Origin of the sequence: Tardiphaga sp. 866_E4_N1_4 (assembly GCF_052076075.1) — a bacterium.
Classification (GTDB): domain Bacteria; phylum Pseudomonadota; class Alphaproteobacteria; order Rhizobiales; family Xanthobacteraceae; genus Tardiphaga; species Tardiphaga robiniae.
On sequence record NZ_CP197242.1, the window covers coordinates 2572164 to 2598991 of the forward strand.

Consider the following 26828-nt stretch of genomic DNA (forward strand, 5'->3'; position numbering starts at 1 on the left):
CGAAACCTCCGCTAAAATGGCGCCTTCCTCCCGTCAGAGCAGCTTCCACCTGGCCAATCAGCTTCTGGACGTCATCCGCGACGCCAAGCTGGAGCCTGGCCATCATCTGCGCGAGCAGCAGCTCGCCGACCTTGTCGGGGTTTCGCGAACCCCGATCCGCTCGGCGCTCAACCTTCTTGCCGAGCGCGGTATCGTCGATACGCGGAAGAACCACGGATATTTCCTGCGCAAGCCGTTCGACTCATTGCATCGCATTGAGATCGAGGTTCCTTCGACGGCAGACGAGAAACTCTATCAGCGGCTGGTGCGTGATCGTCTGGATAACGCCGTTCCAAATTCCATGACCCAGAGCGAAATCGCGCGTCGCTACGACGTCGACCGTGTAGCGCTGACGCGCACCCTGTCGCGACTTGCCGAGGACGGTTTGATCGCGAAGAATAAGGGACACGGATGGACCTTCCTTCCCACCTTCGATTCCCTCGTCTCGTTGCGAGGCAGCTACGAATTTCGGCTCACGCTCGAACCGGCCTGCTTCCTGCTACCGACTTTCAAGCCGGATCTGGCCGCCATCGAACGAATACGCTTACAACATTTGTATCTCATCTCGCATCCTGACATCGCCTCCGTCAGCAGTACGCAACTGTTCGAGACAGATGCAGCGTTTCACGAAATGTGCGCTGAATTCAGTGGCAACGCTTTCTTCGTTCAAGCGGTCCAGCACCAGAACCGGCTGAGGCGGCTGCTGGAATTCGGCAGCTACACGAACAGCCGCCGCGTCCAGGACTGGTGCCGTGAGCACGTCGCAATCATCGAGGCGATTGCAACAGAAGATTTCAGCCAAGCCTCCGCCAAAATGCGTCTGCATCTCGAACAGGCATTGGCCACAGCGCCAAGCACGCACAAAAAGGGAAACTGACGATCATCGAAGCGATGCGCGCCGCCGAACGGGACGGGCATGGCACCGTGACACTGGACAACCGGATGCTCGATCTCGCCAATGTGAGAATGGTCGAGCGCATCCTTCGCTTTGCGTCATAAAGGACAGGCCCTGTCCGCTGGTGCTTGCTTCTCGCAAGCACACGTTGCTGCATCGTTGGATGGCTCACAACAGCTCGTCGAGGACGAGAGTTGACACCGGTGCTGTCAGGCGCGGCGTCATCTCGCGTGCTAGGTCGGCGGAATGCGGGTCATACGCGCATCCCCCATGGAATCGCAAAGGGATCGAATGACAGCTTTGCGCCACAAGCAGCCATGCCTACATTATTCCAAGCCGAGATAAGCCGCTTTTACTTTGGGATCTGACAGCAATTGCGATGCGGGTCCGGCATGGACAATATGGCCGGTTTCAATCACATAACCGCGGTCAGCGATTTCAAGTGCTGCCATGGCATTCTGCTCAACAAGCAATACGGTCATGCCGAGGGCACGTAACGAAACAATGGCCGCTAATATCTGATCAACAAGCAGGGGTGACAGACCGAGCGAAGGTTCATCTAGCAGCAGCAGCTTCGGCTTGCCCATCAAAGCACGGCCGATGGCCAGCATCTGCTGCTGTCCGCCTGACAGACCCCCTGCTATTTGATTTCGCTTCTCGGCCAGAATTGGAAACATGCCGAAGATCCTGTCGCGATCTTCGGCGATGTCCTTGTCGCGCCGCAGATAGGCGCCAAGCCGCAGGTTATCCTCCACGGTGAGCGGGCCGAATATCTGCCGCCCCTCTGGCGACTGAAGAATGCCGCGCGCCACGCGGCGATGGGCAGGCAAGCCGTCGATGCGCTCACCAAGAAATGTCACTTGGCCGCCGCTGATCGGCTGAACTCCGGATAGCGCGTGCAGCAGCGTCGTCTTTCCGGCACCGTTCGAACCGATCAGCGCAACAACTTCGCCAGTCTGCACGTCGAGACTGATGCCCTTAAGGACTTCGATACGTCCATAGCGGCTGCGGAGATTGGAGATCTCAAGCACGGGCAGCCTCCCGCGCGCCATGTTTGCCGAGATAGGCTTCAAGCACGGCCGGGTTGGCGCGCACCTCGCCCGGACTGCCCTCAATGAGCGGCCGCCCCCGCTCCAGCGCCAGAATTCGATCAGAGATCTTCATCACCAGCTTCATGTCATGCTCGACCAGCACCACGGCGATGCCCTTCGCCGCCACCCGACAGATCAGCCGGTCGATCTCCTCAGTCTCCACTGAATTGCAGCCTGCCGCCGGTTCATCGAGCAACAACACACGTGGCTCGGCAGCCAGCGCGCGTGCGATCTCAAGGCGCTTGCAGGCCCCATAGGATAGCGCGCCCGCCGGCGTGTCGGCCTGGTCCCGCAAGCCAACCTCATCCAGGAAAGCAAGCGCAGCCGCACGGGTCTCCTCGTTCTGGCGCGTCACCGAAGGCAGCCGCAACAGATCCGCGAACAGGTTGCACTTTTCCTGCAGATGCCGTCCGACCATGACGTTCTCCACTGCGGTCATGCGCTGGAATATCTGCAGGTTCTGAAATGTTCTGGACAGGCCCCGCGCCGCCAGCGCATCGGGTTCAAGGCGGGTGACATCCTGCCCCGCCAGTTCGATGCGACCTTCGCTCGCTTCGTAGATGCCGGAAATCACGTTGAACAATGTGGTCTTGCCGGCACCATTCGGCCCGATGATGGAGAATATCTGGCCGGCTTCAACGGAGAAGCCGACGCCGTCGATGGCCTTGAGGCCTCCGAACGAGATGCCGATGTCGCTGACTTTGAGAATGGTCATGCGCGGCGCCCCATCATGAACTTCGACAGCATGGGCACGATGCCCTCGCGCATGAAGATCATCGACACGATGATGATGGCACCCAGCAGCAGGTTCTCGTATTCCTGAAATACGGTGAGCACCTGCGGCAGCATGATCAACACGGCCGCCCCGACGATACTGCCCAGCACCGAGCCGAGGCCGCCGAGAACGACCATGGTCACGAGTTCGATGGAATGCAGGAAGCCGGCCTGATCCGGATTGACGAAGCCGTTCATCAGCGCGAGCGCAGAGCCCGCCAGTGAGGCGTAGACCGCTGCAATGACGAAGGCCTGCAGCTTGAAACGATTGACGTTGACGCCAGTCACCCTGGCAGCGATTTCGCTGTCATGTAGCGCGCGAAACGCGCGTCCGGTTGGCGTATCATCCAGATTGAGTGCAATCCAGGTACCTGCGAGCAGCAACCCGCCCGTAATCCAGTACCAGGTATCGGATCCACTGGCGCGCCAGCCGAACAGCGTGAGTTTCATCACCGACATGCCGTCCGGACCGCCGGTCCAGCGGCTTTCTGTGGTAATGACCAGCGCGACCAACACGCCGAATCCGAGCGTTGCGATCGCGAGATAGTGCCCCTTCAGGCGAAGGATCGGGCGGCCGACAAGAAAGGCCAGCAGCGCCGACAGCAGGCAACCGAGCAGCAGCGCCGCCAGCGACGGGATGCCGAGATGTGTCGGGCCGATCGCCACGGCATATGCGCCGATCCCGAAAAAACCGGCATGGCCGAGACTGACCTGCCCGGCCTTGCCCATCAGGATATTCAGGCCGATCGCCGCAAAGGCAGAGACCCAAACCAATGACGCGACCCGGAAATAATAGCTCGACGGAAATGCCAGCGGCAGGACGGCGATGACGATCGCCAGCACGAGCAGAATTCCATAGCGGTGGCGCAGGGCTGCAAGCATCGCTCAGACCCTCTCGATGGTGCGGCGGCCGAACAGCCCCTGTGGCGCGGCAAACAGCACTGCGAGGATCACGATGAAGGCAAACGCATCCTTGTAGGTTGAGCTGATGTAGCCGGCGCCGAACGCTTCGAGCAACCCGAGCAGCAGCCCGCCGGCAACAGCACCGAGCGGATTGCCCATGCCGCCGAGCATGGCTGCGGCAAAGCCCTTCAGCGCCAACAACGTGCCGACATCGTAGCTCGTCAGGGTAATCGGCGTGATCAGGATGCCGGCAACACCACCGATGGCGGCCGAGCCGCCGAAAGCCAGCGCCATGATGGTCGTGGTGTTGATGCCGACAAGCCGTGCGGCGAACCGGTTGGCCGATGTGGCGAGCACAGCCTTGCCGAGTAGGGTGCGTTCGAGAAAGACGTAGAGCAACAGGACCATCACGGCGGTGCCGCCAATCACCCAGAAGCTCTGCGGCTGAACCGCGGCGCCCAGCATCTGCACCGGCGTATCACCGGAGAATGCCGGCAGCTTGTGAAACTGCTTGTCGAAAACGATCTGCGCCGCACCGCGCAGCAGGATCGACGCACCGATGGTGATGATGATCAGCGACACGGCCGACGCACCGCGGGCCGGCGCGATTGCGAGCCAGTACAGCGACAGGCCAAGGACGACCGACACGATGACCGCGACCAGCGCCGCAAGCGGCAGCGGCACACCGGCCGCATGAACGAAAACCGTGACCATTCCGCCCAGCATGACGAACTCGCCTTGAGCGAAGTTCACCACGTCGGAGGCGTTGTAGACCAGGGTAAAGCCAAGTGCGACCAGGGCGTAGACCGCGCCGATCGTCAGGCCCGAGACCAGAAATTGAAAAAACTCCGGCATGCGTGCCAACGGCCTTTCATTGCCAGTACAATCTGTTCTGCGTGGAGCGAGAGCAGTCGATCCCCGCGCACGACCATGCGTGTCGCGGAGATCGCCGGTTGTGACGTCAGGTACCGGGTGGCAACAGGGCCCAGTCGCCGCCCTTCACTTCCAGCATGCGGAAGGCGGATAGATCGAGGCCGAGATGGTCAGTCGGCGACATGGTCACGATGCCACCGGTGCCGACAAAGCCCTTGGTCTTCTCGATTTCGTCGCGCACTTTCTTGGCGTCAGTGGAGTTGGCGCGCTTCATCGCCTCGACCATGATGTACAGCCCATCATATGCATGACCGCCAAAGGTCGAGACCGGTTGCTTGGCCGTCGCCTCGAATGTCTGCTTGTAGTCGACCACGACCTTCTTCTGCGGGTCGCCGTCCGGCAGCTTGTCGCCGACCAGAAGCGCCGCGGCCGGAAGCCGTACGCCTTCCGCAGCTGGACCGGCGAGCTCGATGAAGCTTTTCGATGCCACGCCATGGCTCTGATACAGCGGGGTCGCCGACATGCCCAACTGCGCATAATTGCGCGTCACGATCGCGGGCCCTTGTCCGAAACCGGGATTGACCACGGCCTGCACCCCGGCAACGCCCTTGATCTTGGTGAGCTGCGCCGTCATGTCGCTGTCGCGCGGGCCATAGGTTTCCTCGGCGATGATTTGCACGCCATAGGTCGGGGCGACCTTAACGCATTGCGCCCGCATCGAAGCGCCGAAGCCATCAGTGCCGGAGATCATCGCTATCTTGGTAAAATTGCGCTGCTTGAGATTTTCGAAGATCTTCTCGCACGCCATTTTGTCTGTGTGTGGCGTCTTAAAGATGAACTTGCGCACGGGATCGACCACTTCGATAGCGCCGGCCAGCGAGATGAACGGGACCTGCGCCTCTTCGAACACCGGCACCATCGCCATGGTGGTGCCCGTGGTGGAGCCTCCGACCATCGCGACCACCTTGTCGTCCTCGATCAGACGGGTGGCGAATGTGCGCGCCTTGTTGGCGTCGCCGCCATCATCATAGATCACGAGTTCGATCTTCTTGCCGGCTACGCCGCCAGCAGCGTTGATCTTGTCGACATACATGCGCAGCGTTTTGTCTTCGGGTTCGCCGAGAAACGACGCGGGACCTGTGACCGACAGCACCGACCCGATTTTGACGGTCTGCTGTGCAAGCGCCGGGCTGTAGATGGACAGTCCCGACAGCGGCAGCGCGATGGCTGCGGCAATAGCAAGGCTCTTGAAATGCGAGTGGCACGTCATCTCGTTTCCTCCCCTATGATGGCCGCCCATTTTTGAGCGTGCCCGGCGCTTTGCGTGCATCCTAGCGGCCAAACCGCGCGCGATGGCACCAAATCCCGGATCGACTTTTATAATTGACCGGACGGTTGGTCAATAGTAACGTCTGCTTCACAACGGCGCAGAGCCGAAAAATAACGACCAAGCAACAAAAGGGAGGAAGCGGTGGATACGAGTCTCGTCACGACCGAAATCCGTGAAGGCTATCGCGTTCTCACGCTCAACAGGCCCGACCGCTTGAACTCGTTCAGCGCGGCAATGCATGCCGAATTGATGGCGGCCCTGGTAGCTGCGGAAGCCGACACATCCTGCCGTGCCATGCTCTTGACCGGCGCGGGCCGCGGTTTCTGCGCCGGACAGGACCTTTCCGACGGCGTTTTCACGCCGGGTGAAACACCGGATCTCTCCGTTACTATTGCGACCTACTACAATCCGCTGGTTCGCAAATTGCGCAGCCTGCCGATGCCGGTGATCTGTGCCGTCAACGGCGTCGCGGCCGGCGCGGGCGCCAATGTGGCCTTCGCCTGCGACATCGTGATCGCCGCGCGCTCCGCGAAATTCATCCAGGCCTTCGCCAAGCTCGGCCTCGTCCCGGATGCTGGCGGCACGTGGATCCTGCCGAGACTGGTGGGCACCGCGCGGGCCCGGGCGCTCGCACTGCTCGCCGAACCCGTTCCCGCGGACCAGGCGGAAGCCTGGGGCATGATCTGGAAATCGGTGGATGACGCCGACCTGATGAACGAAGCACATTGCCTCGCAGCTCATTTCGCGAACCAGCCGACCGCCGGCCTTGCTTTGATCAAGCAGGCGCTCGACGCCTCTGAGACCAACAGTCTCGACCAGCAGCTTGACCTCGAATGCAATCTGCAGGGACAAGCCGGTCGTACGCCGGACTACCTCGAAGGCGTCACCGCCTTCATGGAAAAGCGCGCGCCGCGCTTTGTCGGGAGGCAGTAATGGAGTCGCACGCAGCCGAGACCGCGGCGCAGACCATGGCCCAGGCCTGTGCCGACACGATGTGGCACGATGATCGCGCCAGCAAGGCACTGGGCATGTCGATCCAGCGGATCGCGCCCGGCGAAGCGGTGCTCGCCATGACGGTGCGGCCGGACATGACCAATGGTCACGATATCTGCCACGGCGGCTTCATCTTCACCCTCGCCGACTCGGCTTTCGCCTTCGCTTGCAATAGCTACAATCAGCGCGCCGTCGCGCAACAATGCGCCGTGACCTTTATCCGCGCTGTTGCTGCCGGCGAGACGCTCACCGCCCACGCCATCGAACGCTCGAAGGCCGGGCGTGGTGGCATCTACGATGTCACGGTGCGTGACAGCAAGAATATCGTCGTTGCCGAATTCCGCGGCCACTCGCGCACCATTTCGGGCGAGTTGGTGCCGCCGAATTCCACCCCAGCTCAATAAAAAGCCGATCCGGGAGGATTCCATGTTTCAAATGCCGTTGCGCAAGCTGGACCAGCTCAGACCCGAACCGACTGAACTGGACCGCTACGAAGTCGCCGCCACCGCAGACCTGCAGACCTGGCAGCTAAAGCAACTCGCATGGTCGTTGCGCCATGCCTATGACAACGTCCCGCACTACCGCGCCAAATTCGACGCCGCCGGTATTCATCCGGACGATCTCACGAGCCTCGACGATCTCGCGAAATTTCCGTTCACCACCAAGGCCGACCTGCGTGACAACTATCCGTTCGGCATGTTCGCCGTGCCCGAGCAGCAGGTCGCACGCATCCATGCCTCGTCGGGCACCACCGGCAAGCCCACCGTCGTCGGATACACCAAGCGCGACATCGACACCTGGAGCGATGTGGTTGCTCGCTCGATCCGCGCCGCGGGCGGACGCGCCGGCATGAAGCTGCACAACGCCTATGGCTACGGCCTGTTCACCGGCGGCCTCGGCGCGCATTACGGCGCGGAACGTCTCGGCTGCACGGTGATCCCGATCTCCGGCGGCATGACCGAACGTCAGGTGCAGCTCATCACCGATTTTAAGCCTGACATCATCATGGTGACGCCATCCTACATGCTGGCGATCCTGGATGAATTCCGGAAGCAGGGCCTGGATCCGCGCAAGTCGTCGCTGCGCATCGGCATCTTTGGTGCCGAGCCGTGGACCAATGCGATGCGCGAGGAGATCGAGGAAGCCTTCGATCTGCATGCCGTCGACATCTATGGCCTGTCGGAGGTGATGGGCCCGGGCGTCGCCAGCGAATGCGTGGAGACCAAGGACGGGTTGCATATCTGGGAGGATCATTTCTATCCGGAAGTGATCGATCCGCATACCGGAAAGGTGCTGCCGGACGGCGAGGAAGGCGAGCTGGTGTTCACATCGCTGACCAAGGAGGCAATGCCGATCATCCGTTACCGGACGCGCGACCTCACCCGCCTGCTGCCCGGCACGGCGCGCGCCATGCGACGCATGGAGAAGGTCACCGGTCGCACCGACGACATGATCATCCTGCGCGGTGTCAATGTGTTTCCCACCCAGATCGAGGAAAAGCTGCAGACCATCCCCGGGTTGTCGATGCATTACCAGATCGTGTTGACGCGAAGCGGTCGCATGGACGAGATGGAGATTCACGTCGAGGCCCGTCCCGAATTCTCTGCGTCAGACCTCCGTCAGGCCACGGCCAACCGGCTGGAGCAGGCGATCAAGGACACCATCGGCATCACATCGCGCGTCATCATCCGCGACCCCGACGGCATCGAACGTTCGGCCGGCAAGGCCAGACGTATCCTCGACCGCCGGCCGCAGAGCTAGAATCCAAAGGACTTCGATTCAACATGGCCCGTCCCCGCGCCAACAATTACGACGACAAGCGCCGCGCGATCCTCGATCGCTCGGCGGAGCTGTTCTCCGAATACGGTTATGACCGTGCATCCATGAACAAGATTGCCGCCGCATGCGGGGTGTCGAAGGCAAATCTCTATCATTACTACACGGACAAGGATGAGCTTCTGTTCGACGTCATCCGCGTCCATCTCGAAGACCTGCTGCAAGTCGTCGAGGCTGCCGACCACCCCGATCTGGCACCCGCCGCGCGGTTGCGCGAGTTGGTGGCAGCGCTGCTCGAGGCCTATCGCGACGCCGACGCACAGCACAGCGTGCAGATCAGCAGCATGCGGTTCCTGTCCGACGAGCGCCAATCCGCGTTGAAGAACATGGAACGCGAACTCGTGCGCATCTTTTCCAGCGCCGTATCCGGGATCGCCCCGCAGCTCGCGGGCACGACGATGCTCAAGCCGGTGACGATGTCGCTGTTCGGAATGGTCAACTGGCACTACCTCTGGTTCAGGAGCCAGGGCCCGTTCACCCGCGGGGACTATGCCGACCTGGTCACACGGCTGATCACCGACGGCACGCGCGATCTGCTGGCGCATCCCGCTCCCGTCCCCAAACGTGCCACTGCACGCAAGTAGCGCAGCCTCCCCACTCGGCCACTCACAAAGAAGGGCGATCTCATGAAACTCGAAAGCTTCGTTTGCGGACAATGGGCGGCCCCCGGGCGCGACCTGATCGAGATCGCCAGCGCAGTGTCCGGCGACGTGATCGCACAAGCGATCAGTGGCGGGATCGATATGCGCAAGGTGCTGGACTATGCCCGCGGCACTGGCGGCGCACATCTGCGGCGACTGACCTTTCACCAGCGCGCAGACTTGCTGAAGAAACTCGGTCAGTATCTCACCGAGCGCAAAGAACAGCTTTACAAGCTGTCGTTCCAGACCGGCGCGACCCGCACCGATAACATGATCGATGTCGACGGCGGCATCGGCACCCTGTTCGTCTATGCCGGCAAGGGTCGCCGTGAACTGCCCAATGCGAAATTTATGCTCGATGGCGGCGTGGAATCGCTGTCGAAAACCGGCAGCTTCGCCGGCCAGCATATCGTGACGCCGCTGCATGGCGTCGCGGTTCATATCAATGCGTTCAATTTCCCCTGCTGGGGAATGCTGGAAAAACTCGCCCCCGCATTACTGGCCGGCGTTCCCGTCGTGACCAAGCCCGCGACCGTCACGTCCTATGTGGCGCATGCGCTGGCGCGCATGATTGCCGAGTCCGGCATTCTACCCGACGGCGCCTTCCAGTTTGTCGTCGGCTCGACCGGCGACCTGTTCGATCACCTCACCTGCCAGGACGTGGTGTCCTTCACCGGCTCGGCCGAGACCTCGCAGAAGCTGCAGCGACATCCGATTATTGCCCGGGAGGCGGTTCGTTTCGTGGCCGAACGGGATTCGCTCAACGCCGCTATCCTCGCACCCGACGCCGGGCCTGGCACGCCGGAATTCGACCTGTTCATCAAGGAAGTGGTGAAGGAGATGACGGTGAAGGCGGGACAGAAATGCACCGCAATCCGCCGCGCTATGGCACCATCCGCCCATGTCGATGCCGTCATCGCAGCCCTGCGCGAACGGCTCGCCAAGATCACCATCGGCAATCCAGAACTGGAAAGCGTGCGCATGGGCCCACTGGTCGGATTGGACCAGCGACGCGACGTACTTGCCCATGTAGCGAAGCTGCGCAGCGAAGCCGAACTGGTCAGCGGCGATCCCGACCATTTTGCGGTCGAGGGTGCGGACGCCGCACGCGGCGCTTTCGTGCCGCCATTGCTGTTGCATTGTGCGAATCCCGCGGCCGCCATCAGCGTGCATGAGATCGAAGCGTTCGGCCCGGTCTGCACTGTCATGGGCTACGACGCGCTAGACGATGCGATCACCCTCGCCAATCGCGGCGGCGGCAGTCTGGTCGCATCGATCTATACGCATGATACAAAAATCGCATCCGACCTCGTATTCGGCATCGGCAGCTTCCACGGGCGCCTGGTCATGATCGATCGCGATTGCGCCAAGGAACAGACCGGCCATGGCTCACCTATGCCACAGATGGTCCATGGCGGTCCCGGTCGCGCCGGCGGCGGCGAAGAACTCGGCGGCATTCGCAGTCTGCAACACTACATGCAGCGCACTGCATTGCAGGGATCACCTGCCATGCTCACCGGGATCACCAGAAGCTGGTCCAAAGGCGCGCCGATCGTCGAGAAGGAACGACATCCGTTCCGCTATCACTTCGAAGATCTCGATGTCGGGCAGACCTTCATGTCGAAGGAACGCACGATCACGCTCGAGGACATCGAGCACTTCGCCCACTTCACCGGCGATACATTCTACGCCCATATGGATGAGGAAGCGACCAAGGGACATCCGTTCTTTCCCGGCCGCGTCGCCCATGGCTACCTGCTGCTGTCCTTCGCTGCCGGACTGTTCGTGGATCCCGATCCCGGCCCGGTGCTCGCCAATTACGGCCTCGACTCGCTGCGCTTCATCAAGCCGGTGCAACCCGGAGAGGCCATCAAGGTACGGTTGACCGCGAAGGAGAAGTCGCCGCGCAACAAGCAATATGGCGAGGTTCGCTGGGACGTCGAGATCACCACCGCGACCAACGAAACGGCGGCGACCTATGAACTGCTCACGATGAACGCCGTGCGCCCCTGATTCTTGTATTGGGCAGCGCCCATTGGCTGCCCGCCACCACACCCGAAATCTATTCAGGAGACCACCATGATCCTCGTCACAGTGATGTATCCCGCCGGAGCCGAGACGAAATTCGACCTCGATTATTATCTGAGCAAGCATATGCCGCTGGTGAGGGAACGCTGGACACCGCATGGGTTGACCAATACCCAGGTCGTGAAGGGCGTCAGCAAACCCGACGGCAGCGCACCGGACTTCCAGATGATGGCGCTGCTGACCTTCGGGTCGCTCGACAATTTCAAGGCTGCCGGCAAGGCGCATGGCCGCGAGATCTTCGCCGACATCCAAAATTTCACCGATACTCAGGCTACGGTTCAGATCAGCGAGATTCTGGCCTGAGGCCTTCAGCGTCAATGATCGGTGGAGATGCAGCTCATGGCCAGCGCGGCGGCGATCGGTGATGCGGAGCTCGTCCGCGGCTTTTCGTTGAAGGCATTGCCCGACGCCTTTTACGATGACCCCTATCCGACCTACCGCGCCCTTCAGGCGCACGATCCGCTTCACCGGATGGCAGATGGGTCGCTGTTCCTAACACGGCACAGCGATCTGGAGGCCATCTACAAGGACACGACCCGCTTCAGTTCCGACAAGAAGGTGGAATTCGCGCCCAAATACGGCATCGGTTCGTTGCTGTTCGAACACCACACGACTAGCCTCGTGTTCAACGATCCGCCACTGCATACGCGCGTTCGCCATCTCATTGCCGGCGCCCTCAGCCCCCGCACAATCGCTGAAACCGAACCGCGGCTGGTCGCTTTGGTCGACCGCCTGCTCGACGACATCGCGGCCCGCGGCCATGCCGACCTGATCGAGGATTTCGCCTCGGCGATCCCCATCGAGGTGATCGGCAACCTGCTTGGCGTGCCCCATGACGAACGCGGCCCGCTGCGCGGCTGGTCGCTTGCCATTCTCGGCGCCCTTGAACCAACGCTGTCGGCAGAGGTGCAGTCACGCGGCGAAATCGCCGTCGCCGAGTTCCTGGACTATCTGCGCCGCTTGGTCGCGGACCGGCGAGCACGGCCGGGCGATGTCGAACACGACGTCCTGACATGTCTCATCGCCGGCGAAACCGCTGGCGGCGAACGGCTCAGTGAAAGTGAATTGCTGCAGAACTGTATCTTCATCCTGAATGCCGGCCATGAGACCACGACCAATCTGATCGGCAACGGCCTCGAACTGCTGTTGCGCTTTCCGGAGCAAAAGCAGCGTCTGATCGACGAGCCGGCGCTGATCCGCCCCGCGATCGAGGAATTCCTGCGGTTCGAAAGCTCCAATCAGCTCGGCAACCGCAGCGTCGCGGTCGAGACCGAGCTCGGAGGCATCGCACTTCCGAGGGGCACGCTGATCACGCTGTGCATCGGCGCCGCGAACCGCGATCCCGCGCAATTTGCTACGCCTGATCAACTCGACATCAGCCGCGCGCCGAACCGCCATCTGGCTTTCGCTTCGGGCGCCCATGTCTGCGCGGGTCTCAATCTCGCCCGCATGGAAGGCCGCATCGCCATCGCACGCTTCATGGCTCGCTTCCCCGATTTCGCCGCCTCCGGTCCTGCACAGCGGGCCCGGCGCGCCCGGTTCCGCGGCTTCACATCATTGCCCGTAACGCTTGGATGATTTCTTCACATCGAATGCAGGATGCTCCGTGATGACGACCTTCGACGCCTCTACTGCCACTCATCTGCTGCAGACCGTTTTTGCCCCATGGGTGCAGGACCTCGACCTCTCAATCGAAAGCATCGGCGGTGACGGCGCTATCTTGCGCATGAAGTTCTCGGACAGGCTCTGCCGCGATAATGGCGTGGTTTGCGGACAGGCGCTGATGTCTCTGGCCGACACCGCCATGGTGTTCGCGATATCTTCGGCAGCGGGCGGCTATCTGCCGATGACCACAGTGGATCAGACTATCCACTTCCTCAAACCGGCCATGCGTTCCGATCTGCTGGCTCAGGCACGTGTAGTCAGGCTCGGGCGCACCATGGCGTTCGGCAGTGTAACGATCGAAACCGCAAGCGACGCAAAGCCAGTCGCGCTGGCCCAGACCGCCTATGCGATCATGCGCGACAGCAAGTAATCAGACCTGATCATAGTCGACGGTGATGCGCGCAGACACCGGATGTGCCTGACAAGTGAGCACGAAGCCCGCCTCCAGCTCCCACGGCTCCAGCGAATAATTGACATCCATCTGCGTGTCGCCCTCGACGACTTTCGCGCGACAAGTGCTGCACATGCCGCCCCTGCAGGCATAGGGCAGATCCATGCCCGCGCGAAGCGCCGCATCGAGAATGGATTCCCCCTCGACGATCGGCACGTCCTTGCGCTTGCCGTCCACGATGAGCGCCGCGACCGCCTTAGGGGGCGCCTTCGGAGCCACGACCGGCTTCGGCCGTGGCTTGCCACCCAGGCCCGAGACGAAACGCTCGACATGAACATGCTCGGCTGCGACGCCGAGTTCGGTGCAGGTCGCCGCGATTTCCTCGCTCATGGCCACCGGTCCGCAGATGAATACGTGATCGACCGCCTGAGCCGGCACCATCGCGCGCAGCAGGATGGAGACCTTGTCGTGATCCAGCCGGCCATACAGGATCGGCAGGTCCTGTTCTTCCTGAGATAGGACGTGGAACACGGACAGACGGCCCATGAACCGGTCTTTCAATTCCTCCAGTGCTTGAAGAAATAGAATGCTGGAGGCCGTCCGGTTGCCGTAGAAGAGAAAGAAGCGGCTCTGGGGCTCACGCGCGAGAATGCCGCGGATGATCGACATGATCGGCGTGATGCCGGATCCCGCAGCGAAGCCCACATGAATGCGCGCCTGCTCCGGCGCATGCGCGATGCCGAAGCGGCCGGTGGGCGTCATGACGTCGAGTTCGTCTCCCGATTTGAGCTGCTCGAGCGCCCAGCTCGAAAAGGCGCCGCCATCGACCTTCTTCACGGCGATGCGCAGCTCGCGGTCATCGGGACTGGAGCAGATCGAATAGGACCGGCGTACTTCTTCCCCATCCATCGTGGTCCGCAGCGTCAGATACTGACCCGGCGCAAACGCGTAATCCTGTTCGAGATCTCCAGGAATGGCGAATGTCATCGACACCGCATCGGAAGTTTCCCAGCGCAGGTCATCGACCGCGAGACGATGGAATTTGGGGGCGTGGGACATCGGCACTCGTCCTAGTGACACTTGAAATAATCGAACGGTTCGCGGCATGCCGTGCAGCGCCACAGCGCCTTGCAGGACGTCGAGCCGAATTCGGACAACACCTCGGTCGCGAGCGACCCGCATTGCGGGCAGGCCACCTGCTGTTCGCCGAACAATGCGCGACGGCCACCGCCGGATTGCGGCGGCGCGACGCCGTAGTCTTTCAGCTTGCGGCGGCCGTCATCGCTCATCCAGTCCGTCGTCCAGGCTGGCGACAGCACCGTTCTGACCTTCGAATTGCAGATGCCCTCACGCGCCAAGGCCAGTTCGATTTCCAGCGCGATCATGTTCATCGCCGGGCATCCTGAATACGTCGGCGTGATCGCAACCTCGACCTGTCCGTCCACAATGGATACGTCGCGCAGCACGCCAAGATCCGCGATGGTCAGGACCGGAATTTCCGGATCGAGCACTTCGGACGCCGCGGCCCATGCGCGCGCGCGTAACGCGCTGTCATTGATGTCGGCGACTACCACGTTGCGCCCGGGAACGAGCGCTGTAGCGACTGCAACTCGCTGAGAAGATGACCGAGATGCTCGCTGTGATGTCCCGATCGCCCGCCCTTCTGCATCCAGCTTTTCTCGGGGCACGCCAGCGTCGCCGTCTGCAAAACCTCCGCTACGGTGTCGGTCCAACCGGCACGCAGGCTCTCGGGATCGACGACAAGCCGATCGGCGATCAGTCCGGCATCGCTGTCGTCGGTGTGGAACAGCTCGCCGGTGAAGGACCAGAGATCGTCAACGGCGTCTTGCGCACGACTGTGGCTCTCGGCCGTGCCGTCGCCAAGGCGGATCACCCATTCAGACGAATGCCTGACATGATAGGCACTCTCCTTCTGGGATTTCGCGGCGATCGCCGCCAGCGTGGCATCTTTGGAACCCATCATGGCGCGCCAGTAGGCATCGGCAAAGGCCGAGTAGAAGAACTGCCGGACGATGGTGCGGGCGAAATCGCCATTCGGCTGCTCGACCAGCAGCAGATTGCGATACTGGCGGACGTCGCGTAGATAGGCGTAGCGATCCTCGTCATTGCCGGCGTCTTCGACCTTCGCCGCATAACTGTACAATTCGCGCGCCTGACCGATCAGGTCGAGGCCCATATTGGCGAGCGCCATATCCTCTTCCATCATCGGCGCATGGCCGCACCATTCTGAAAGCCGGTGTCCCAAGATCAGCGCGTCGTCGGCACGACGCAACGCATAGAGCACCTGGGGGCTCTCAGTTACCGAAATCGAAGCTGCAGCCATGGCCTGTGATCCTGCTGGCAAGAATTCTGTTGCTGTAAGAGCATGACGCGTGCGCGAAAGAAGCAGCGCGTACGCTTGCTCACATGTGGCCAACTTCGTCCGGCACATCGTAGAATGTCGGATGCCGATAGATCTTCGACAGTGCCGGCTCGAACATCATGTCCTTTTCGGCGGGATCCGAGGCGACGATGGTGTCCGACGGGACGATCCAGATCGACAGCCCCTCGCCGCGGCGCGTGTAGATATCGCGCGCCGCCTGCATCGCCAGGGCGGCATCCGCGGCGTGCAGCGATCCGACATGCTTGTGTGCCAGCCCGTTGCGACTGCGAATGAAGACTTCCCAAAGCTGGATGTTCGGCGTGCTCATGATCAGCTCCTGTCCGTTCAAGCCGCGACAGCTGCGCGGCGTGCCCGCTGCTTCTCCGCATAGGCCGCGGCGGCCTCGCGGACCCATGCGCCATCGTCATGTGCCTTGCGGCGCGCGGCGAGACGATCGCGATTGCAGGGGCCATTGCCGGCCAGCACGTCCTGGAATTCCTTCCAGTCGATGGCGCCATAATCCCAATGGCCCGTCGTTGCATTCCACTTGAGATCCGCATCCGGTATCTTGAGGCCGAGATAGTCGGCCTGGGGAACAGTGGCGTCGACGAATTTCTGACGCAACTCATCGTTGGAAAAACGCTTGATCTTCCAGCGGGTCGACTGATCGCTGTGCTGGCTCTCGCCATCCGGCGGGCCGAACATCATCAGGCACTGCCACCACCAGCGATCCAGCGCACTCTGCGCCATCGCCTTCTGTTCGGGCGTCCCGTGCGACAGCGTGACCATGATCTCGTAACCTTGGCGCTGATGAAACGACTCTTCCTTGCAGACGCGGATCATCGCACGCGCATAGGGGCCGTAGGAACATCGGCACAGCGGAATCTGGTTCATGATGGCGGCACCGTCCACCAGCCATCCGATCGCGCCGATATCGGCCCAGGTCAGCGTCGGATAGTTGAAGATGGACGAATACTTCGCCTTGCCGCTGAGCATCTGATCGACAAGTTCCTCGCGCGAGGTGCCGAGCGTTTCCGCGGCCGCATAAAGATAGAGTCCGTGCCCACACTCGTCCTGCACCTTCGCCAACAAGGCCGCCTTGCGACGCAGGGTCGGCGCCCGCGTGATCCAGTTGCCTTCCGGCAGCATGCCGACGATTTCGGAATGGGCATGCTGGGAAATCTGCCGCGTCAATGTCTTGCGATAGGCAGCAGGCATCCAGTCATTGGGCTCGATGCGCTCCTCATTGGCGACGCGGGCCTCGAAACGAGCGGATTTGTCAGCGTCTTCCAGATGCCGGTCGTCGGCCTGCGGCGCATTCAGGTTCTGCGTATACATGCCTCATCCTCCCGTATGTTTCCCACAACATATAACGGAAAAATCTAATGGCAAGATATTTTTGTAACATAACGGCTATTGGCCCGAGAACCTGCGGGCGAGTTCCATACTAGGCGCTGGCAATGGTCCGCCCGCGCTTGCGCCGTGTTGGTCGAGCCACTGCTCGGCGGCTGAGAGCAAGGCCCGGTAGATCCGTCCGCACAGCGCACGAGCCTCCGCGGCGGGCCAATCCGCCGGTAGCAGCGCCGATGGCAGCAATGGGTCGCGCAGCAGGACGCGACGGTATTGATGAATCAGCAGGATACGCGCCAGCATCGCATCTGCGGGCGGCAGTGCATCCGCGCCGGCGATCCACGCCTCGAGCGGCGCGAAAGTCTTCAGAAAATCCCGATACGAATCGGCGATCCGCGGCAGCAGCCAGGACTCCCCGATCAGGCGTCGCCCCATTTCGTTATCGGCCCATACTTCCAGCCGGATCGCACCGGCCGCTGCCGATGGCACGGCGGTGCCGGATGGCGCGACCCAGACGCCCGGCATCGGATTGCCGAACCCCGCCTCGGTCAATGCGGCGCGCGACACCTCGCGATCCCCGCCATTGGAGATCAGGAGCAATTCAAGACGCCCCTGCCACTCGGAGGGCTGCGGATTGTAGACATGCGCTACGGCTGACGCGAAGCGCTCCTGCCCGTCTGGAGCCAGCTTGTAGAAACTCTTGCGGCCGACCTTCTCGCGATCGAGCCAGCCGTCGGCGGCGAGACGGGACATCGCGGTGCGCACCACGCCGCCGTCGATCTCCAGCATCTCCAGAAATGCCAGCAATGTGCCGAGCCACACCGATCCGCCACGCGGCAAAATCGCATCGCCGTAGAAGGTGATGATCAGTGAGCCGGTGCGCGATGGTTCACGCTTGAATCGGCTGATAATGCGAAAAAGCGGATGCTGCGACATGCCACATCCGTAAAACATTCCGGGGCAATCACCAACCTGCTCGCCCCTGCACTTTGATTGGTAGAATGAGATCCGACATGCGCCGCCGGCCCGGCGCAAAGATCAGCATCCGGCGAAGTACTGAGTGCTGAGCGCAAAACACAGTGCGCCCGCGCCGACCATTCGAAGGACTCGCGTCGTGGTCAGCGGCGGCGACCTGCCGATGATATCGCGTTGGTGGCGATGCATGGCAAATGCCAACGCAGCAAAACCTGCCGAGCACGGCACAAAAGCGATAAGGTGATTCATGCTGCTCTTTCTCGGGCGCGACCGCGATCGAACCTCGCTTGTTTGCCGTAGGCCTGGGCTGAGCGCGACGGCCCCGCAGGTCCGTATCGCCAGAACAGCATGGAGCAGTGCAAGCGTCCAGCTCGTGAGATCCACACCGACGAAAGCCCAATCGCTTTGAAGCAGGCTGTGCCATAACGGTCGCTGCGTGGAGAATGCATTGAGAACTGGCAGCAGAAACAGCAGCGCGGACGCCGCGCATAACTGCTCGACACAGGCCGATCTGGCTGGACGTACCGAAGCGTGCAGGAGCGTGAAGGCCCAGACGCTGAAGAACAGATTGATCTCCGGGTCAGCGCGGCCTTCCACCGGGTACGGCAGGAGGCGATTCCCCCACAGAAACGCGGTCATGGCGATCGACAGGCCGGCTGTGTTCGAAATATTCAGTCGCTCGACGAGTCGGAATAGCCGGCAATTACCACGTCCATGCGCAGCGTACGCCACTAAGCGAAAGTTAGCAGCCGTTGCTTCGCATCATGTTGCGGGCAGGATAACAGTGGTGCCCAGGGGCGGCTCCGCATTGCAAAGCTATAATATTGACAAGACACATGATTTTTTAGGTTGATCCGAGACGCTACCAACGTCGATACCAACAATTTGCGAATGTTGACTGAGTTTTGCCGGGACAACGAATGCCCGGCCGCCCGCGGGCGGATATCGTCGACCAGCACCACCGGCAGGCAGACTACGGCACCATTCCCGATATGGGTAGGGCGTTGCTTTTCGATGAGACCGATCACCTGGGAGCGTGCTTCGCCAAAAACCGCTTCGATATGGATAGCAGCGAACAGTTAAAGGAGGCCGATCAGGTCACTTGGGACGGCTTCAGCAACAAGGTGGACCAGCACTTCGAAGGGGAGGCGTGGCGCCCCCGATCACCGCCGCGTCCAGTAGCGCTCGTGGCATACTCGAAGCGCTGGACAGGCTCAGACCCACCAACTGGCTTCGGTAGGATCGCACACTTCGCAGCTTCGGACACGACGGGCCTGTGAACATTGCCCGATATCTTGATCAACTAATACCCATCTGGCCGAGCACCCGCGACGCTGATTTAAAATAGGCGAGAATCGACCTCTACAAATTTGGCTCTGCCGCGCGAACGAAATCCGTAGCGCCTATACCCACGCCGTCGAAATCTGGCAGGAGCGTGTTCGGATGATGCGTTTTTGGGCCGACGCGCTTGACCTGTTGAGGGAGAACGGTCGCCTCCTCAGAGTGAGAGTGTGAAGGAAAACACGAACCGAAATGTAGCCGCGCCACTTAAGTAGCCTCATCACGCCGACATGTTCGCTTTAAGAAGCGACAGAAGTGATTGTACTGCCACAAGTCGCCGACGTCCGACCGTTGTGGTCGCGAGATGTCCCGCTCCTATCAGTTCGTAAAGCTTCGTGCGTCCCAAACCGGTCGCCTCACATGCTTCGTCGATCGTACAGGTGAACCGCTGGGAGAATGCAATCGTCTGCGGTTCAGCGGATTTTGGAAGGCATGGAGTAGCCTGTGACTGCTGTCCTCTGTTCTTCTCTCGACGTCTGTATCTCACGAAGCCTCCCAATCGCAAAGCGTTCGACGGCGAGAGTTGACCGCGCGACGAGCAACGTCAATGCGAGCAACCGAGGGCCCTCGCGTACAACAGCGTACTTCGACGGACTTTTCGAGCATATCCGGACATCAACGGCGGTGAGGAGAATTTTCACTGACCGCATCAGCCACAACAATGAGTCGCGACGGGCATGGCGGCTGTCATGCTTGACTACCGAGATCTATGCTATCTCACAGCCTCCTGTGAAGTTGCGGAGGGCTAGTTGTGACCGATACGGTGCAGGGGGCAAACTAAACCTATCGTCGGCAACATCGTGCTTAGCCATAGTCGCAGAACCCGGCAGCTTTCGGTTGGCTCAATGTCCCTCAGTTGTGCGATGTAATTTGACGCCCCTGGAGCGACGACCGGTCCCGGAGCGCCTCGTCGTCCTCCCTGAGCTCTGTGTGAGGTCTGGATCCCTTCACGATGCAGTCTATGCTGAGACGCCATTGTCGAGCAGGCTTTTCTCACCCTTCGGCGTGAGCTGATAAAGGTCGCCGTCCTTCTGGACATAGCCGTCCAGCACCAACTCTTCAGCCTTCGCTGTATCGTCAAAAGCAAAGGCGTTATCGATTTCCCGCAGAACCATCAGTTGATCGTCTGTAAGCATGGGAACCTCCATTTCCCTAGCAACTACCGAACGCGCAGCTTGTTCCTATTTGCGATGTCATGCTGAAGACCTTATGGCTTCCGCCTCTAACGCACGCTGTCGTTTGCGCGTCTCTCGCGTTGTGGGCAAAGAGATCCCCAATCGATTCGCCTGACGTCTGACGGCCTGCACATTACGTTTCATGGCCGCAGCAATTTTGATCGGCGATGCACCCGCTTCAGCCATGGCTTTAAGTTTTTCACTTTCTTCGGCCGACCAAGGCCGGATTAGCGGCATCATCACTCATACTCCACCAACCGAAGCGGCGTCTTTTCCCTATTGCGCTCGTAGGCTGCAATCGCCTGGTTCGACAGCAGCAGAGGACTGACGACTCCCTGCCCGATCTGGTACGCGACATGCTTTCCAATAAATTCAAACGCTTCTTGCAGGTCGCGCAAGCGGCCAACCCCCGCCAGGTAATCCAGCGCGATCTTTACAGATTGCTCGTGCAGGGATTCCGTTGACTGGCTCAGGCTGCCAACTCCTTGCGAACTGCGGCGGCTGAGTTGCCGACCTTGGCGACCGTCTTCTGCAGCTTGTCTTTATCCACGCCGAGCTCCTTGGTCCAATACTTGACCTCATGCGCCTCGTGCATGTTGATCTTGCTGCGATCCGGCTGCCCCTTGTTCTTCAGATCGTCCATGGCATCCTCCAGTGTTTGATGCCTAAAGGAACGCATTTCTGACTTTCTTGTTCCGGCGCGGCCAGTATGGCGGCCGCCGCGGTAGGTCGCCGCGCCTCTTCGCGGTACTGATGCCGGCCTTCTAAAGGGACGAGGTGTCTTTTTGCCGCCGCTTGATCTGCACGAATGAACTTTGGGTTGAGTGGCGGGTTGAGAAATATGCCCAAGCGCACACGGACATCGGCCCCTATGGGCCTTCAACCTTCCCAGTCGGAATCCTGCTCGCAGATGATGCCGGCAATGCCGATGGCCGGAAATTCCAAGACCGGCCCATTTCGTCCGATCAAGAAATCGGCGAGCGACAAGGAACGTGCTCACTCTGCGAAAGCGACGCTCCGTAAATCATTGCAGAAGCAGCGAGCTATGCAGCGCGGCTAGCTGTTGCGCTGAAGATCGTTTTGCCGAAGGAACGAGAGGCCATGCACCGTAAGGCGGTGATGATCGGTCTCACCCTCACTGTGCAGTTGGTCAAGATGCTGGGAAAGCTGGGCGCGGACGCCCGGTGCTCCCGAATGTCCTGAGAGAGCGCCATAAATATCGATGGCGCGGTCGACGGCCGGGATGTTCATGGCGAGCTTTCTGATGGCCTCAGCCACCCGTTCACCGTCGCCACGTGCGACAGTTGTCGAAGTCAAGTCCCGCTACTTCCTATCGTTCCGAAATTTCTCAGTTTTCAGTCGGAGCTAGGTGATCTTACCGGATGATGGATCGAGTTGGCATTCAGCCAGTCCTCGTTGTCTGCAGCTGAGATCCAGTAGTGTGCCATCTGTAAAAGCCGGAGAGCTTCAGCCTGGTCCGTGGCTTCTTTTGCCTGTTTCGCTGCATCGGATGCCATCAACCGAAACGACGTACCTTGGCGCATTTCGCTCTCCATTTCAGCGAAAACATAAGCCACTGTTGCGCTAAAGGTTTCTTCGACGGGTGGGAGGACTTACGTAGTCCGGCTCCAGTGACGGAGCCGGACATTTAGCCTTAGAGATCTTGCTCTGCTTCGACGTTGACGACAGATTTGGCCAGCGCGGTCAACGCAACGTCGGTGGCCTTCTCTTCCTTCAACGTGGCATCGAGAAGCGAGACAGCTTCAGGCATCCCCAGCTCCTTCGCCCAGGTCGCCAGCGTTCCGTAGCGGGAGATCTCATAGTGCTCCACCGCCTGTGCCGCGGCAGCAAGGCCGGCATCGAGAGCAGGCATGCCCTTGTATTCGGTCATGATCTCTGCGCCTTCCTTGGTAATACCCATGATGGCTTCACACTTCTTGGCGGTCGGCTTCTTGCCGAATATCTTGAACACGCCTTCGAGCCGCTTGATCTGACCAACGGTCTCCTTCTGATGCTTCAGAAAGGCGGCCTTGAGTTCTTTCGATTGTGCGGCTTTTGCCATCTTCGGCAGCGTGGCGAGAATCTTCTTCTCGGCGAAATAGACATCCTTGAGCGTGTCATGGAAAAGGTCGGCAAGAAGCTTCGGCTTTTTGGCCATGGGAAATTTCCTCCAGTAGCCCTGGTGAGCTGGGGCGGCTTATCACGCCAGCCCAACAGACCGCTGGAACTTAAGTTCCGATGAGGAGCTGCGCTCTTCTTTCCAAAACGCGATGGCCTTTGTTCAGTTACCCTTGATAGCGCCCAACGAAAAAGGCCCCCGGGAGGGAGCATTTTGTTTTGAAGAGCAACGCGTTCAGCGATGGCCGTGGTGGATTCCACGATGCATGTGACCATGACCGCGCTTCACGATAACAACCTTGTTGGCACGATGACCGCGATGGTAGCCGCCGTGATGGCCGCCGCCATGCCGCACCACTACGGTCTGAGCATCAGCCTGTGAAGTAGCGGCAGGAACAGCGATGCCGATGGTAGCGAAGGCAGCGATAGCCAAAAGAACTTTGCGCATTATCTTCTCCTTTGATGAGCGGAGATTGAATGCGCGACTATAGGGGCCGTTCCGTCGCCTCAGGATAAATTTCCTGAATGATTGTTCAGGAAACGCCGTCAAACCTGCTCTTGCCTGCGCCGTAGCGTCTCCACCGCCGCCATCCCCGCGGACACCATGCCGCCGAACGTGCGCTCACCCGCATTCACGCGCTTCAGTATTTTCTTGGCGACGAAACAGCGGTTCTTGTGGTTGTCCAACTCGCGCGGCAAGACCTCGCACGCTTTGGTAAGGGCTATCTCCATCTCAAGAATTGTTCGCTTGTCGACCATCTGCGCGACCAATGGCGGTGCGCTGGCGACTGGCCGTCCGGCAATTCCATCTTCCATCAACATGACGACCTCCTTTGTTTTCTCCTATATCGTGCATTTGGTGTTTTAGTTCCTTCAATGGGAGCTGCGGTGCTTACGGCAGCTACCGAAATGGGCAACCCGCTGTGACGCGCCGCGCTGCAGCGCACCATCAATTCATTCTGGACCCTGCGATCTACCGTCGCTACGCTTTGCACAAGTTCGCTTCAAAATGCGAGCGTTGACGATAGAGATTACAGGGAGAGACCATTGAACGTTCTTCAGAAGACCAATCGGAATACCCCAGATGAAGCCACGATTATCGCGTGGGGGCTTTTTTGCTTCATCTTGGTATCGGCCATCACCATGATTGGTCTCTACGTTGGTTTTCGGAATTAGATAGTGAAAGGCCGCGCGGACGATCCGGCGAGCTTCTAATTTTTCAACCTCTGCCGGCGACGGTCCCACCAGATGAAATACTGGAGAGACGATTTCGAGCTCGACTGGACGCTCCGCGATATCGGTGGCGGCCGGCTGAAGCTGTCCCCGATCACGGAACACCAACTCAGCGAACTCCTGGAGATGGGCCTCGTCGAAATCGTGGACGACCAGGTCAAACTGACGGAGGCCGGAAATCGGAAGATCCAGTGAAGCCTTCCTACCGAAGGACGATCTTCTGGTGTTCTGATTTGGCTCACACAGAACAAGGGAGCTTGCGAGATGCTAAGAACCGTGATCGCGTTGTGCAGCCTCTCTACAAACTCGACAGCGGTCTTGAGATTGGCATAGGTGCCGCTATTGTGCTGTTCGTTGACATTCGCGATGTCAGAACGGCTCGCGTCGCAGATGCAAGTAGCGAGGATTGAACTCGCCGCAGTCCGCCAGACCCGCCCAATTTCTGATGGTGAGAGACCCGCTCTTGAAGTCGGCAAGATCGGTGTCTCGAAGGTTGGCCAAAGCGCGGTTTACGGTAGCTAGCGACAGCCCGAGAGCCTCTCCCAGCTGATTAAGACCTATCGGCAGAATACACGTATCGTCACGCGTCAAGCCGGAAGCCCGCGATCGGTAGAAGAGTTCGCAGAAGAGATGAGCCATGCGGGCAGGGGCGGACCGCGCGCTATTGTTCGTGATCGCTTCACGGAAGATGGCTGCGTCGATCAGGGTTTCACGCCAGATTGCAGCGCCAACCTTTGGTCTACTATCGAATAACTTCATCAAGTCCCGATGCGGGACCGAGGCGACGACGGCCTTGCCGATCGCGCAGACGGCATGATCCATCACCTCGATGAACAGACACTGTGAATCCGGCATGTCGCCAGCGAGATGAAAGGACAAATACTGGCGTGCGCCGTTCGGCAGGAGATGATAGCGAGCCAGCATTCCTTCGACGACGATTGCGGACACCTTGGGTCGATCGCCTTGCCGAATGAAGTCCTCATGACTATCCAATTCGCGGACAGAGCACGGCAGGCGGCGGACCTCCAAAAGGTCCTCTTGGCTCAGGTGCGAGTGCTCTTTCAGTTTTTTTATAAGGACGACTAGAGGGTCGATTGTAGCCTCCTACGCGGCTGAACCTGTTCGGCTGCGCTCAGCATCCTAGTCATCTTGACGGTGGCTTCAACTCGCTCGAAAGCCAACCCTTGCTGCGCTCCATCGGATCGACCTCGCACCTCGCGCATCTAAACTCCGAATCTCCCTTTTCAGATGACGTCATCTTGCGATTGCACTTTGGGCATTTCGGCGCTGAAGACCCAATAACTGTCATTGGGTTTGCTCGCGAGCGCTGATCTCTCGCCGAACTTCTCGAACACTTGCGAAATGCAGGCCAAGTTCACGAGCACGTTTTTTGACGGAAGCCATTGGTCGCTTCATAGCCGCACATGCTCGTAGGAGCGTAGCCCCCTCTGCATGCAACTGTTTGAGCTTCTCCAAGTCCGCATCTTGCCATGCGCGGGTTATCAGCTGACGCTCATTCATGTCGGTTCCTTCAACGGTTCCTCGGGATGGAACCACAAGCCAGGAGGTGACATCGTCTCATTTGAGACGAATTTACCGAGAGCGGATCTCAATGTTTTTTTGCGGTGCACCTTCGCCGTTTTGGCACCCGGATCCTTGCCACCCACGGCGTCGTCTCCACCATGCTGGCGATGTAATCGCGTCTGGTGCCTTCCATGTCAGACTTCCGAAGTGTCATCGACCGAGGCTCAACGCGCAAGTTGAGGCAGCAGAAGCCTGCGATCGAAGATTGACGTCCTTGGGAGCTAGGCAAGTGCGCGTCGGGCCTGACCGGCTTGTCGATACTGGAGGGTGTTGTCTGGTTGCTCGAACAGCAACGTTAGGGAACATTGCTGCTTAAAGGCCTGGCGGGTAGGTCGCTCTACCGCCGGGCCGACCGAAGCGAGGCTTCTGGGGTCAAGATTCGGTCGCTGTCATCCTGCGTTAACTCCGACCGCAAATCCATCAGCCGTTAGATTGAGGCAACTCGCTCAATCCTGTTCTCGAAAAGCGTGGAACAACTTTGGAGCGAAGTACGTTCTGATTACCAACTCTGACGTCCATACCAGTCGTCGACTTCCTTCGTGGTCTGGTCCTTGGCGTAGCCATAACGCTCTTGAAGACGACCCTCGAGTTGCTCCCGTTTGCCGTTGATGACGTCGAGGTCATCGTCAGTGAGCTTGCCCCACTGCTCCTTGACCTTGCCCTTCATCTGTTTCCAATTTCCTTCGACCCTGTTCCAATCCATTTTTTCTCTCCCTTGTTAGTGGGATGAACGTCGTGATCAGGTCTTTGTTTCCCGTGCGACACTAAGACAGCGCCCGGCAGTCTGAGAAGCGCCCCGAAAATTTTTAGCGTCACCCCTTGACCGAAAGCAGCGAAAATCTACATCGATAATCGCCTTTAAACGAAAGGAGTTAGGAGGCCCAGCATGACAAGCGCTGCCATGTCGATGAATGAAATCCACGCAAATTCTCTACTCGCCAGCACCTTCTCGCACCCGCGGGAGGTTCTTGCCAATCCCTTCTTAGACACGCTGCAAAAGCGATGCATCCTAGCCGTTTGGGCATCGGATGCGTTTACTGTCGAAGGGAAGCCATGGCTACGCCAAATTCCAGGCTCCCATGAGACTGTTAGGATCGGTGATATTCTCGCAGCTCTCCGATCCCTTGATGAGGATGACGGTCCCCCACCG

General features: G+C 59.9%; 34 protein-coding genes. 11 read left to right on the forward strand and 23 right to left on the reverse strand.

The annotated features are described in order from the left end of the window. The first annotated feature begins 16 nt into the window (after positions 1 to 16). The gene (locus AB8B20_RS12605; protein WP_439072797.1) at positions 17 to 916 is read left to right on the forward strand and encodes a GntR family transcriptional regulator; all 900 of its coding nucleotides are present in this window, start codon (positions 17 to 19) and stop codon (positions 914 to 916) included. 344 nt (positions 917 to 1260) lie between these two features. Here the strand turns inward: AB8B20_RS12605 and AB8B20_RS12610 are convergent, their stop codons facing one another. The 5 genes from AB8B20_RS12610 to AB8B20_RS12630 all read right to left on the reverse strand — a co-directional run bounded on the left by AB8B20_RS12610 (position 1261) and on the right by AB8B20_RS12630 (position 5845). Continuing rightward, positions 1261 to 1965: an ABC transporter ATP-binding protein gene (locus AB8B20_RS12610; protein ID WP_439072798.1), complete on the reverse strand. Its 705-nt coding sequence runs from the start codon at positions 1963 to 1965 to the stop codon at positions 1261 to 1263. After that, complete coding sequence (locus tag AB8B20_RS12615) at positions 1958 to 2740, reverse strand: ABC transporter ATP-binding protein (protein ID WP_439072799.1); 783 nt, start codon at positions 2738 to 2740, stop codon at positions 1958 to 1960. Before AB8B20_RS12615 ends, AB8B20_RS12610 begins: the two co-directional genes overlap by 8 nt. After that, positions 2737 to 3681, reverse strand: coding sequence for a branched-chain amino acid ABC transporter permease (locus AB8B20_RS12620; RefSeq protein WP_439072800.1), 945 nt, complete (start codon positions 3679 to 3681; stop codon positions 2737 to 2739). Before AB8B20_RS12620 ends, AB8B20_RS12615 begins: the two co-directional genes overlap by 4 nt. 3 nt (positions 3682 to 3684) lie before the next feature. Next, the gene (locus AB8B20_RS12625) at positions 3685 to 4557 is read right to left on the reverse strand and encodes a branched-chain amino acid ABC transporter permease (RefSeq protein ID WP_068734804.1); all 873 of its coding nucleotides are present in this window, start codon (positions 4555 to 4557) and stop codon (positions 3685 to 3687) included. 106 nt (positions 4558 to 4663) lie between these two features. Continuing rightward, positions 4664 to 5845: an ABC transporter substrate-binding protein gene (locus AB8B20_RS12630; RefSeq protein ID WP_439072801.1), complete on the reverse strand. Its 1182-nt coding sequence runs from the start codon at positions 5843 to 5845 to the stop codon at positions 4664 to 4666. Positions 5846 to 6046: 201 nt separating this feature from the next. Here AB8B20_RS12630 and paaG point away from each other — a divergent pair, with 201 nt between their 5' ends. The 8 genes from paaG (at position 6047) to AB8B20_RS12670 (ending at position 13498) form a co-directional block, all read left to right on the forward strand. Then, entirely contained in the window at positions 6047 to 6838 is a 792-nt protein-coding gene (gene paaG / locus AB8B20_RS12635; RefSeq protein ID WP_439072802.1) for a 2-(1,2-epoxy-1,2-dihydrophenyl)acetyl-CoA isomerase PaaG, read from the forward strand. Beyond that, positions 6838 to 7302, forward strand: a complete 465-nt coding sequence (gene paaI / locus AB8B20_RS12640; protein WP_439072803.1) for a hydroxyphenylacetyl-CoA thioesterase PaaI — start codon at positions 6838 to 6840, stop codon at positions 7300 to 7302. The genes paaG and paaI overlap by 1 nt, the downstream gene beginning before the upstream one ends. Before the next feature lie 22 nt (positions 7303 to 7324). Further along, positions 7325 to 8659 carry a phenylacetate--CoA ligase PaaK gene (paaK, locus tag AB8B20_RS12645; RefSeq protein WP_439072804.1) on the forward strand — a complete coding sequence of 445 codons (1335 nt, stop codon included), beginning with the start codon at positions 7325 to 7327 and terminating at the stop codon, positions 8657 to 8659. A 23-nt stretch (positions 8660 to 8682) separates the two neighbouring features. Beyond that, positions 8683 to 9318, forward strand: a complete 636-nt coding sequence (locus tag AB8B20_RS12650; RefSeq protein ID WP_439072805.1) for a TetR/AcrR family transcriptional regulator — start codon at positions 8683 to 8685, stop codon at positions 9316 to 9318. Positions 9319 to 9360: 42 nt separating this feature from the next. Beyond that, positions 9361 to 11388, forward strand: coding sequence for a phenylacetic acid degradation bifunctional protein PaaZ (paaZ, locus tag AB8B20_RS12655; RefSeq protein ID WP_439072806.1), 2028 nt, complete (start codon positions 9361 to 9363; stop codon positions 11386 to 11388). Between the two features lie 66 nt (positions 11389 to 11454). Further along, on the forward strand, positions 11455 to 11766 hold the full coding sequence (locus tag AB8B20_RS12660; protein WP_439072807.1) for an EthD family reductase: 312 nt from the start codon (positions 11455 to 11457) through the stop codon (positions 11764 to 11766). A gap of 36 nt (positions 11767 to 11802) precedes the next feature. Next, the gene (locus tag AB8B20_RS12665; RefSeq protein WP_093757342.1) at positions 11803 to 13041 is read left to right on the forward strand and encodes a cytochrome P450; all 1239 of its coding nucleotides are present in this window, start codon (positions 11803 to 11805) and stop codon (positions 13039 to 13041) included. A gap of 31 nt (positions 13042 to 13072) precedes the next feature. Beyond that, the gene (locus AB8B20_RS12670; RefSeq protein ID WP_093757343.1) at positions 13073 to 13498 is read left to right on the forward strand and encodes a PaaI family thioesterase; all 426 of its coding nucleotides are present in this window, start codon (positions 13073 to 13075) and stop codon (positions 13496 to 13498) included. Here AB8B20_RS12670 and paaE read toward each other — a convergent pair whose 3' ends face one another. From paaE to AB8B20_RS12705, 7 genes are all read right to left on the reverse strand, one after another. After that, positions 13499 to 14578, reverse strand: a complete 1080-nt coding sequence (gene paaE, locus AB8B20_RS12675; RefSeq protein WP_439072808.1) for a 1,2-phenylacetyl-CoA epoxidase subunit PaaE — start codon at positions 14576 to 14578, stop codon at positions 13499 to 13501. Between the two features lie 11 nt (positions 14579 to 14589). Further along, positions 14590 to 15093, reverse strand: a complete 504-nt coding sequence (gene paaD / locus AB8B20_RS12680) for a 1,2-phenylacetyl-CoA epoxidase subunit PaaD (protein ID WP_439072809.1) — start codon at positions 15091 to 15093, stop codon at positions 14590 to 14592. Continuing rightward, on the reverse strand, positions 15087 to 15863 hold the full coding sequence (gene paaC / locus AB8B20_RS12685; RefSeq protein ID WP_439072810.1) for a 1,2-phenylacetyl-CoA epoxidase subunit PaaC: 777 nt from the start codon (positions 15861 to 15863) through the stop codon (positions 15087 to 15089). Before paaC ends, paaD begins: the two co-directional genes overlap by 7 nt. A 79-nt stretch (positions 15864 to 15942) precedes the next feature. After that, the gene (paaB, locus tag AB8B20_RS12690) at positions 15943 to 16230 is read right to left on the reverse strand and encodes a 1,2-phenylacetyl-CoA epoxidase subunit PaaB (RefSeq protein WP_089265549.1); all 288 of its coding nucleotides are present in this window, start codon (positions 16228 to 16230) and stop codon (positions 15943 to 15945) included. A 17-nt stretch (positions 16231 to 16247) separates the two neighbouring features. Then, positions 16248 to 17240 carry a 1,2-phenylacetyl-CoA epoxidase subunit PaaA gene (paaA, locus tag AB8B20_RS12695; protein ID WP_439072811.1) on the reverse strand — a complete coding sequence of 331 codons (993 nt, stop codon included), beginning with the start codon at positions 17238 to 17240 and terminating at the stop codon, positions 16248 to 16250. A 75-nt stretch (positions 17241 to 17315) separates the two neighbouring features. Continuing rightward, entirely contained in the window at positions 17316 to 18188 is an 873-nt protein-coding gene (gene paaX / locus AB8B20_RS12700; protein ID WP_439072812.1) for a phenylacetic acid degradation operon negative regulatory protein PaaX, read from the reverse strand. Between the two features lie 102 nt (positions 18189 to 18290). Next, positions 18291 to 18866: a DUF3325 domain-containing protein gene (locus tag AB8B20_RS12705; RefSeq protein WP_439072813.1), complete on the reverse strand. Its 576-nt coding sequence runs from the start codon at positions 18864 to 18866 to the stop codon at positions 18291 to 18293. A gap of 281 nt (positions 18867 to 19147) precedes the next feature. Here AB8B20_RS12705 and AB8B20_RS12710 point away from each other — a divergent pair, with 281 nt between their 5' ends. Next, on the forward strand, positions 19148 to 19507 hold the full coding sequence (locus tag AB8B20_RS12710) for a hypothetical protein (protein WP_439072814.1): 360 nt from the start codon (positions 19148 to 19150) through the stop codon (positions 19505 to 19507). 281 nt (positions 19508 to 19788) lie between these two features. Here AB8B20_RS12710 and AB8B20_RS12715 read toward each other — a convergent pair whose 3' ends face one another. The 9 genes from AB8B20_RS12715 to AB8B20_RS12755 form a co-directional block, all read right to left on the reverse strand. Next, positions 19789 to 20055 carry a helix-turn-helix domain-containing protein gene (locus AB8B20_RS12715; RefSeq protein WP_439072815.1) on the reverse strand — a complete coding sequence of 89 codons (267 nt, stop codon included), beginning with the start codon at positions 20053 to 20055 and terminating at the stop codon, positions 19789 to 19791. A 472-nt stretch (positions 20056 to 20527) separates the two neighbouring features. Next, positions 20528 to 20704, reverse strand: a complete 177-nt coding sequence (locus AB8B20_RS12720) for a hypothetical protein (RefSeq protein ID WP_172980498.1) — start codon at positions 20702 to 20704, stop codon at positions 20528 to 20530. A gap of 57 nt (positions 20705 to 20761) precedes the next feature. After that, the gene (locus AB8B20_RS12725) at positions 20762 to 20983 is read right to left on the reverse strand and encodes a hypothetical protein (protein WP_149534431.1); all 222 of its coding nucleotides are present in this window, start codon (positions 20981 to 20983) and stop codon (positions 20762 to 20764) included. Next, positions 20983 to 21141, reverse strand: coding sequence for a hypothetical protein (locus AB8B20_RS12730; RefSeq protein ID WP_439072816.1), 159 nt, complete (start codon positions 21139 to 21141; stop codon positions 20983 to 20985). The genes AB8B20_RS12725 and AB8B20_RS12730 overlap by 1 nt, the downstream gene beginning before the upstream one ends. 71 nt (positions 21142 to 21212) lie before the next feature. Beyond that, a complete protein-coding gene (locus tag AB8B20_RS12735; protein ID WP_120293199.1) occupies positions 21213 to 21386 on the reverse strand; it encodes a DUF3606 domain-containing protein in 174 nt (57 codons plus the stop codon). Between the two features lie 413 nt (positions 21387 to 21799). After that, positions 21800 to 22021: a hypothetical protein gene (locus AB8B20_RS12740; protein WP_439072817.1), complete on the reverse strand. Its 222-nt coding sequence runs from the start codon at positions 22019 to 22021 to the stop codon at positions 21800 to 21802. A 376-nt stretch (positions 22022 to 22397) separates the two neighbouring features. Continuing rightward, entirely contained in the window at positions 22398 to 22901 is a 504-nt protein-coding gene (locus tag AB8B20_RS12745; protein ID WP_120293195.1) for a YciE/YciF ferroxidase family protein, read from the reverse strand. Between the two features lie 195 nt (positions 22902 to 23096). Beyond that, a complete protein-coding gene (locus AB8B20_RS12750; protein ID WP_141137210.1) occupies positions 23097 to 23309 on the reverse strand; it encodes a hypothetical protein in 213 nt (70 codons plus the stop codon). A gap of 98 nt (positions 23310 to 23407) precedes the next feature. Further along, positions 23408 to 23683, reverse strand: a complete 276-nt coding sequence (locus AB8B20_RS12755; protein ID WP_439072818.1) for a hypothetical protein — start codon at positions 23681 to 23683, stop codon at positions 23408 to 23410. Between the two features lie 426 nt (positions 23684 to 24109). Here AB8B20_RS12755 and AB8B20_RS12760 point away from each other — a divergent pair, with 426 nt between their 5' ends. Then, positions 24110 to 24289, forward strand: a complete 180-nt coding sequence (locus tag AB8B20_RS12760; RefSeq protein WP_439059594.1) for a hypothetical protein — start codon at positions 24110 to 24112, stop codon at positions 24287 to 24289. A 174-nt stretch (positions 24290 to 24463) separates the two neighbouring features. Here the strand turns inward: AB8B20_RS12760 and AB8B20_RS12765 are convergent, their stop codons facing one another. Continuing rightward, positions 24464 to 25189 carry a Crp/Fnr family transcriptional regulator gene (locus AB8B20_RS12765; RefSeq protein ID WP_120293185.1) on the reverse strand — a complete coding sequence of 242 codons (726 nt, stop codon included), beginning with the start codon at positions 25187 to 25189 and terminating at the stop codon, positions 24464 to 24466. A 988-nt stretch (positions 25190 to 26177) separates the two neighbouring features. Next, positions 26178 to 26381: a CsbD family protein gene (locus AB8B20_RS12770; protein ID WP_068738686.1), complete on the reverse strand. Its 204-nt coding sequence runs from the start codon at positions 26379 to 26381 to the stop codon at positions 26178 to 26180. Positions 26382 to 26828: the final 447 nt, after the last annotated feature.

Bases quoted from the DNA above. Each gene is read 5' to 3' on its own strand.
- AB8B20_RS12605 (WP_439072797.1), top strand. From the start codon at position 17: ATGGCGCCTTCCTCCCGTCAGAGCAGCTTCCACCTGGCCAATCAGCTT.
- AB8B20_RS12720 (WP_172980498.1), bottom strand. From the start codon at position 20,704: ATGCTTACAGACGATCAACTGATGGTTCTGCGGGAAATCGATAACGCC.
- paaC (WP_439072810.1), bottom strand. From the start codon at position 15,863: ATGGCTGCAGCTTCGATTTCGGTAACTGAGAGCCCCCAGGTGCTCTAT.
- AB8B20_RS12710 (WP_439072814.1), top strand. From the start codon at position 19,148: ATGCCCGGCCGCCCGCGGGCGGATATCGTCGACCAGCACCACCGGCAG.
- AB8B20_RS12770 (WP_068738686.1), bottom strand. From the start codon at position 26,381: ATGGATTGGAACAGGGTCGAAGGAAATTGGAAACAGATGAAGGGCAAG.
- AB8B20_RS12670 (WP_093757343.1), top strand. From the start codon at position 13,073: ATGACGACCTTCGACGCCTCTACTGCCACTCATCTGCTGCAGACCGTT.
- paaZ (WP_439072806.1), top strand. From the start codon at position 9,361: ATGAAACTCGAAAGCTTCGTTTGCGGACAATGGGCGGCCCCCGGGCGC.
- AB8B20_RS12735 (WP_120293199.1), bottom strand. From the start codon at position 21,386: ATGGACGATCTGAAGAACAAGGGGCAGCCGGATCGCAGCAAGATCAAC.
- AB8B20_RS12750 (WP_141137210.1), bottom strand. From the start codon at position 23,309: ATGCGCAAAGTTCTTTTGGCTATCGCTGCCTTCGCTACCATCGGCATC.
- paaB (WP_089265549.1), bottom strand. From the start codon at position 16,230: ATGAGCACGCCGAACATCCAGCTTTGGGAAGTCTTCATTCGCAGTCGC.
- paaX (WP_439072812.1), bottom strand. From the start codon at position 18,188: ATGTCGCAGCATCCGCTTTTTCGCATTATCAGCCGATTCAAGCGTGAA.
- AB8B20_RS12625 (WP_068734804.1), bottom strand. From the start codon at position 4,557: ATGCCGGAGTTTTTTCAATTTCTGGTCTCGGGCCTGACGATCGGCGCG.
- AB8B20_RS12755 (WP_439072818.1), bottom strand. From the start codon at position 23,683: ATGTTGATGGAAGATGGAATTGCCGGACGGCCAGTCGCCAGCGCACCG.
- AB8B20_RS12760 (WP_439059594.1), top strand. From the start codon at position 24,110: ATGAAATACTGGAGAGACGATTTCGAGCTCGACTGGACGCTCCGCGAT.
- paaK (WP_439072804.1), top strand. From the start codon at position 7,325: ATGTTTCAAATGCCGTTGCGCAAGCTGGACCAGCTCAGACCCGAACCG.
- paaA (WP_439072811.1), bottom strand. From the start codon at position 17,240: ATGTATACGCAGAACCTGAATGCGCCGCAGGCCGACGACCGGCATCTG.
- AB8B20_RS12705 (WP_439072813.1), bottom strand. From the start codon at position 18,866: ATGACCGCGTTTCTGTGGGGGAATCGCCTCCTGCCGTACCCGGTGGAA.
- AB8B20_RS12725 (WP_149534431.1), bottom strand. From the start codon at position 20,983: ATGATGCCGCTAATCCGGCCTTGGTCGGCCGAAGAAAGTGAAAAACTT.
- AB8B20_RS12620 (WP_439072800.1), bottom strand. From the start codon at position 3,681: ATGCTTGCAGCCCTGCGCCACCGCTATGGAATTCTGCTCGTGCTGGCG.
- AB8B20_RS12630 (WP_439072801.1), bottom strand. From the start codon at position 5,845: ATGACGTGCCACTCGCATTTCAAGAGCCTTGCTATTGCCGCAGCCATC.
- AB8B20_RS12665 (WP_093757342.1), top strand. From the start codon at position 11,803: ATGGCCAGCGCGGCGGCGATCGGTGATGCGGAGCTCGTCCGCGGCTTT.
- paaI (WP_439072803.1), top strand. From the start codon at position 6,838: ATGGAGTCGCACGCAGCCGAGACCGCGGCGCAGACCATGGCCCAGGCC.
- AB8B20_RS12745 (WP_120293195.1), bottom strand. From the start codon at position 22,901: ATGGCCAAAAAGCCGAAGCTTCTTGCCGACCTTTTCCATGACACGCTC.
- AB8B20_RS12660 (WP_439072807.1), top strand. From the start codon at position 11,455: ATGATCCTCGTCACAGTGATGTATCCCGCCGGAGCCGAGACGAAATTC.
- AB8B20_RS12650 (WP_439072805.1), top strand. From the start codon at position 8,683: ATGGCCCGTCCCCGCGCCAACAATTACGACGACAAGCGCCGCGCGATC.
- paaE (WP_439072808.1), bottom strand. From the start codon at position 14,578: ATGTCCCACGCCCCCAAATTCCATCGTCTCGCGGTCGATGACCTGCGC.
- AB8B20_RS12615 (WP_439072799.1), bottom strand. From the start codon at position 2,740: ATGACCATTCTCAAAGTCAGCGACATCGGCATCTCGTTCGGAGGCCTC.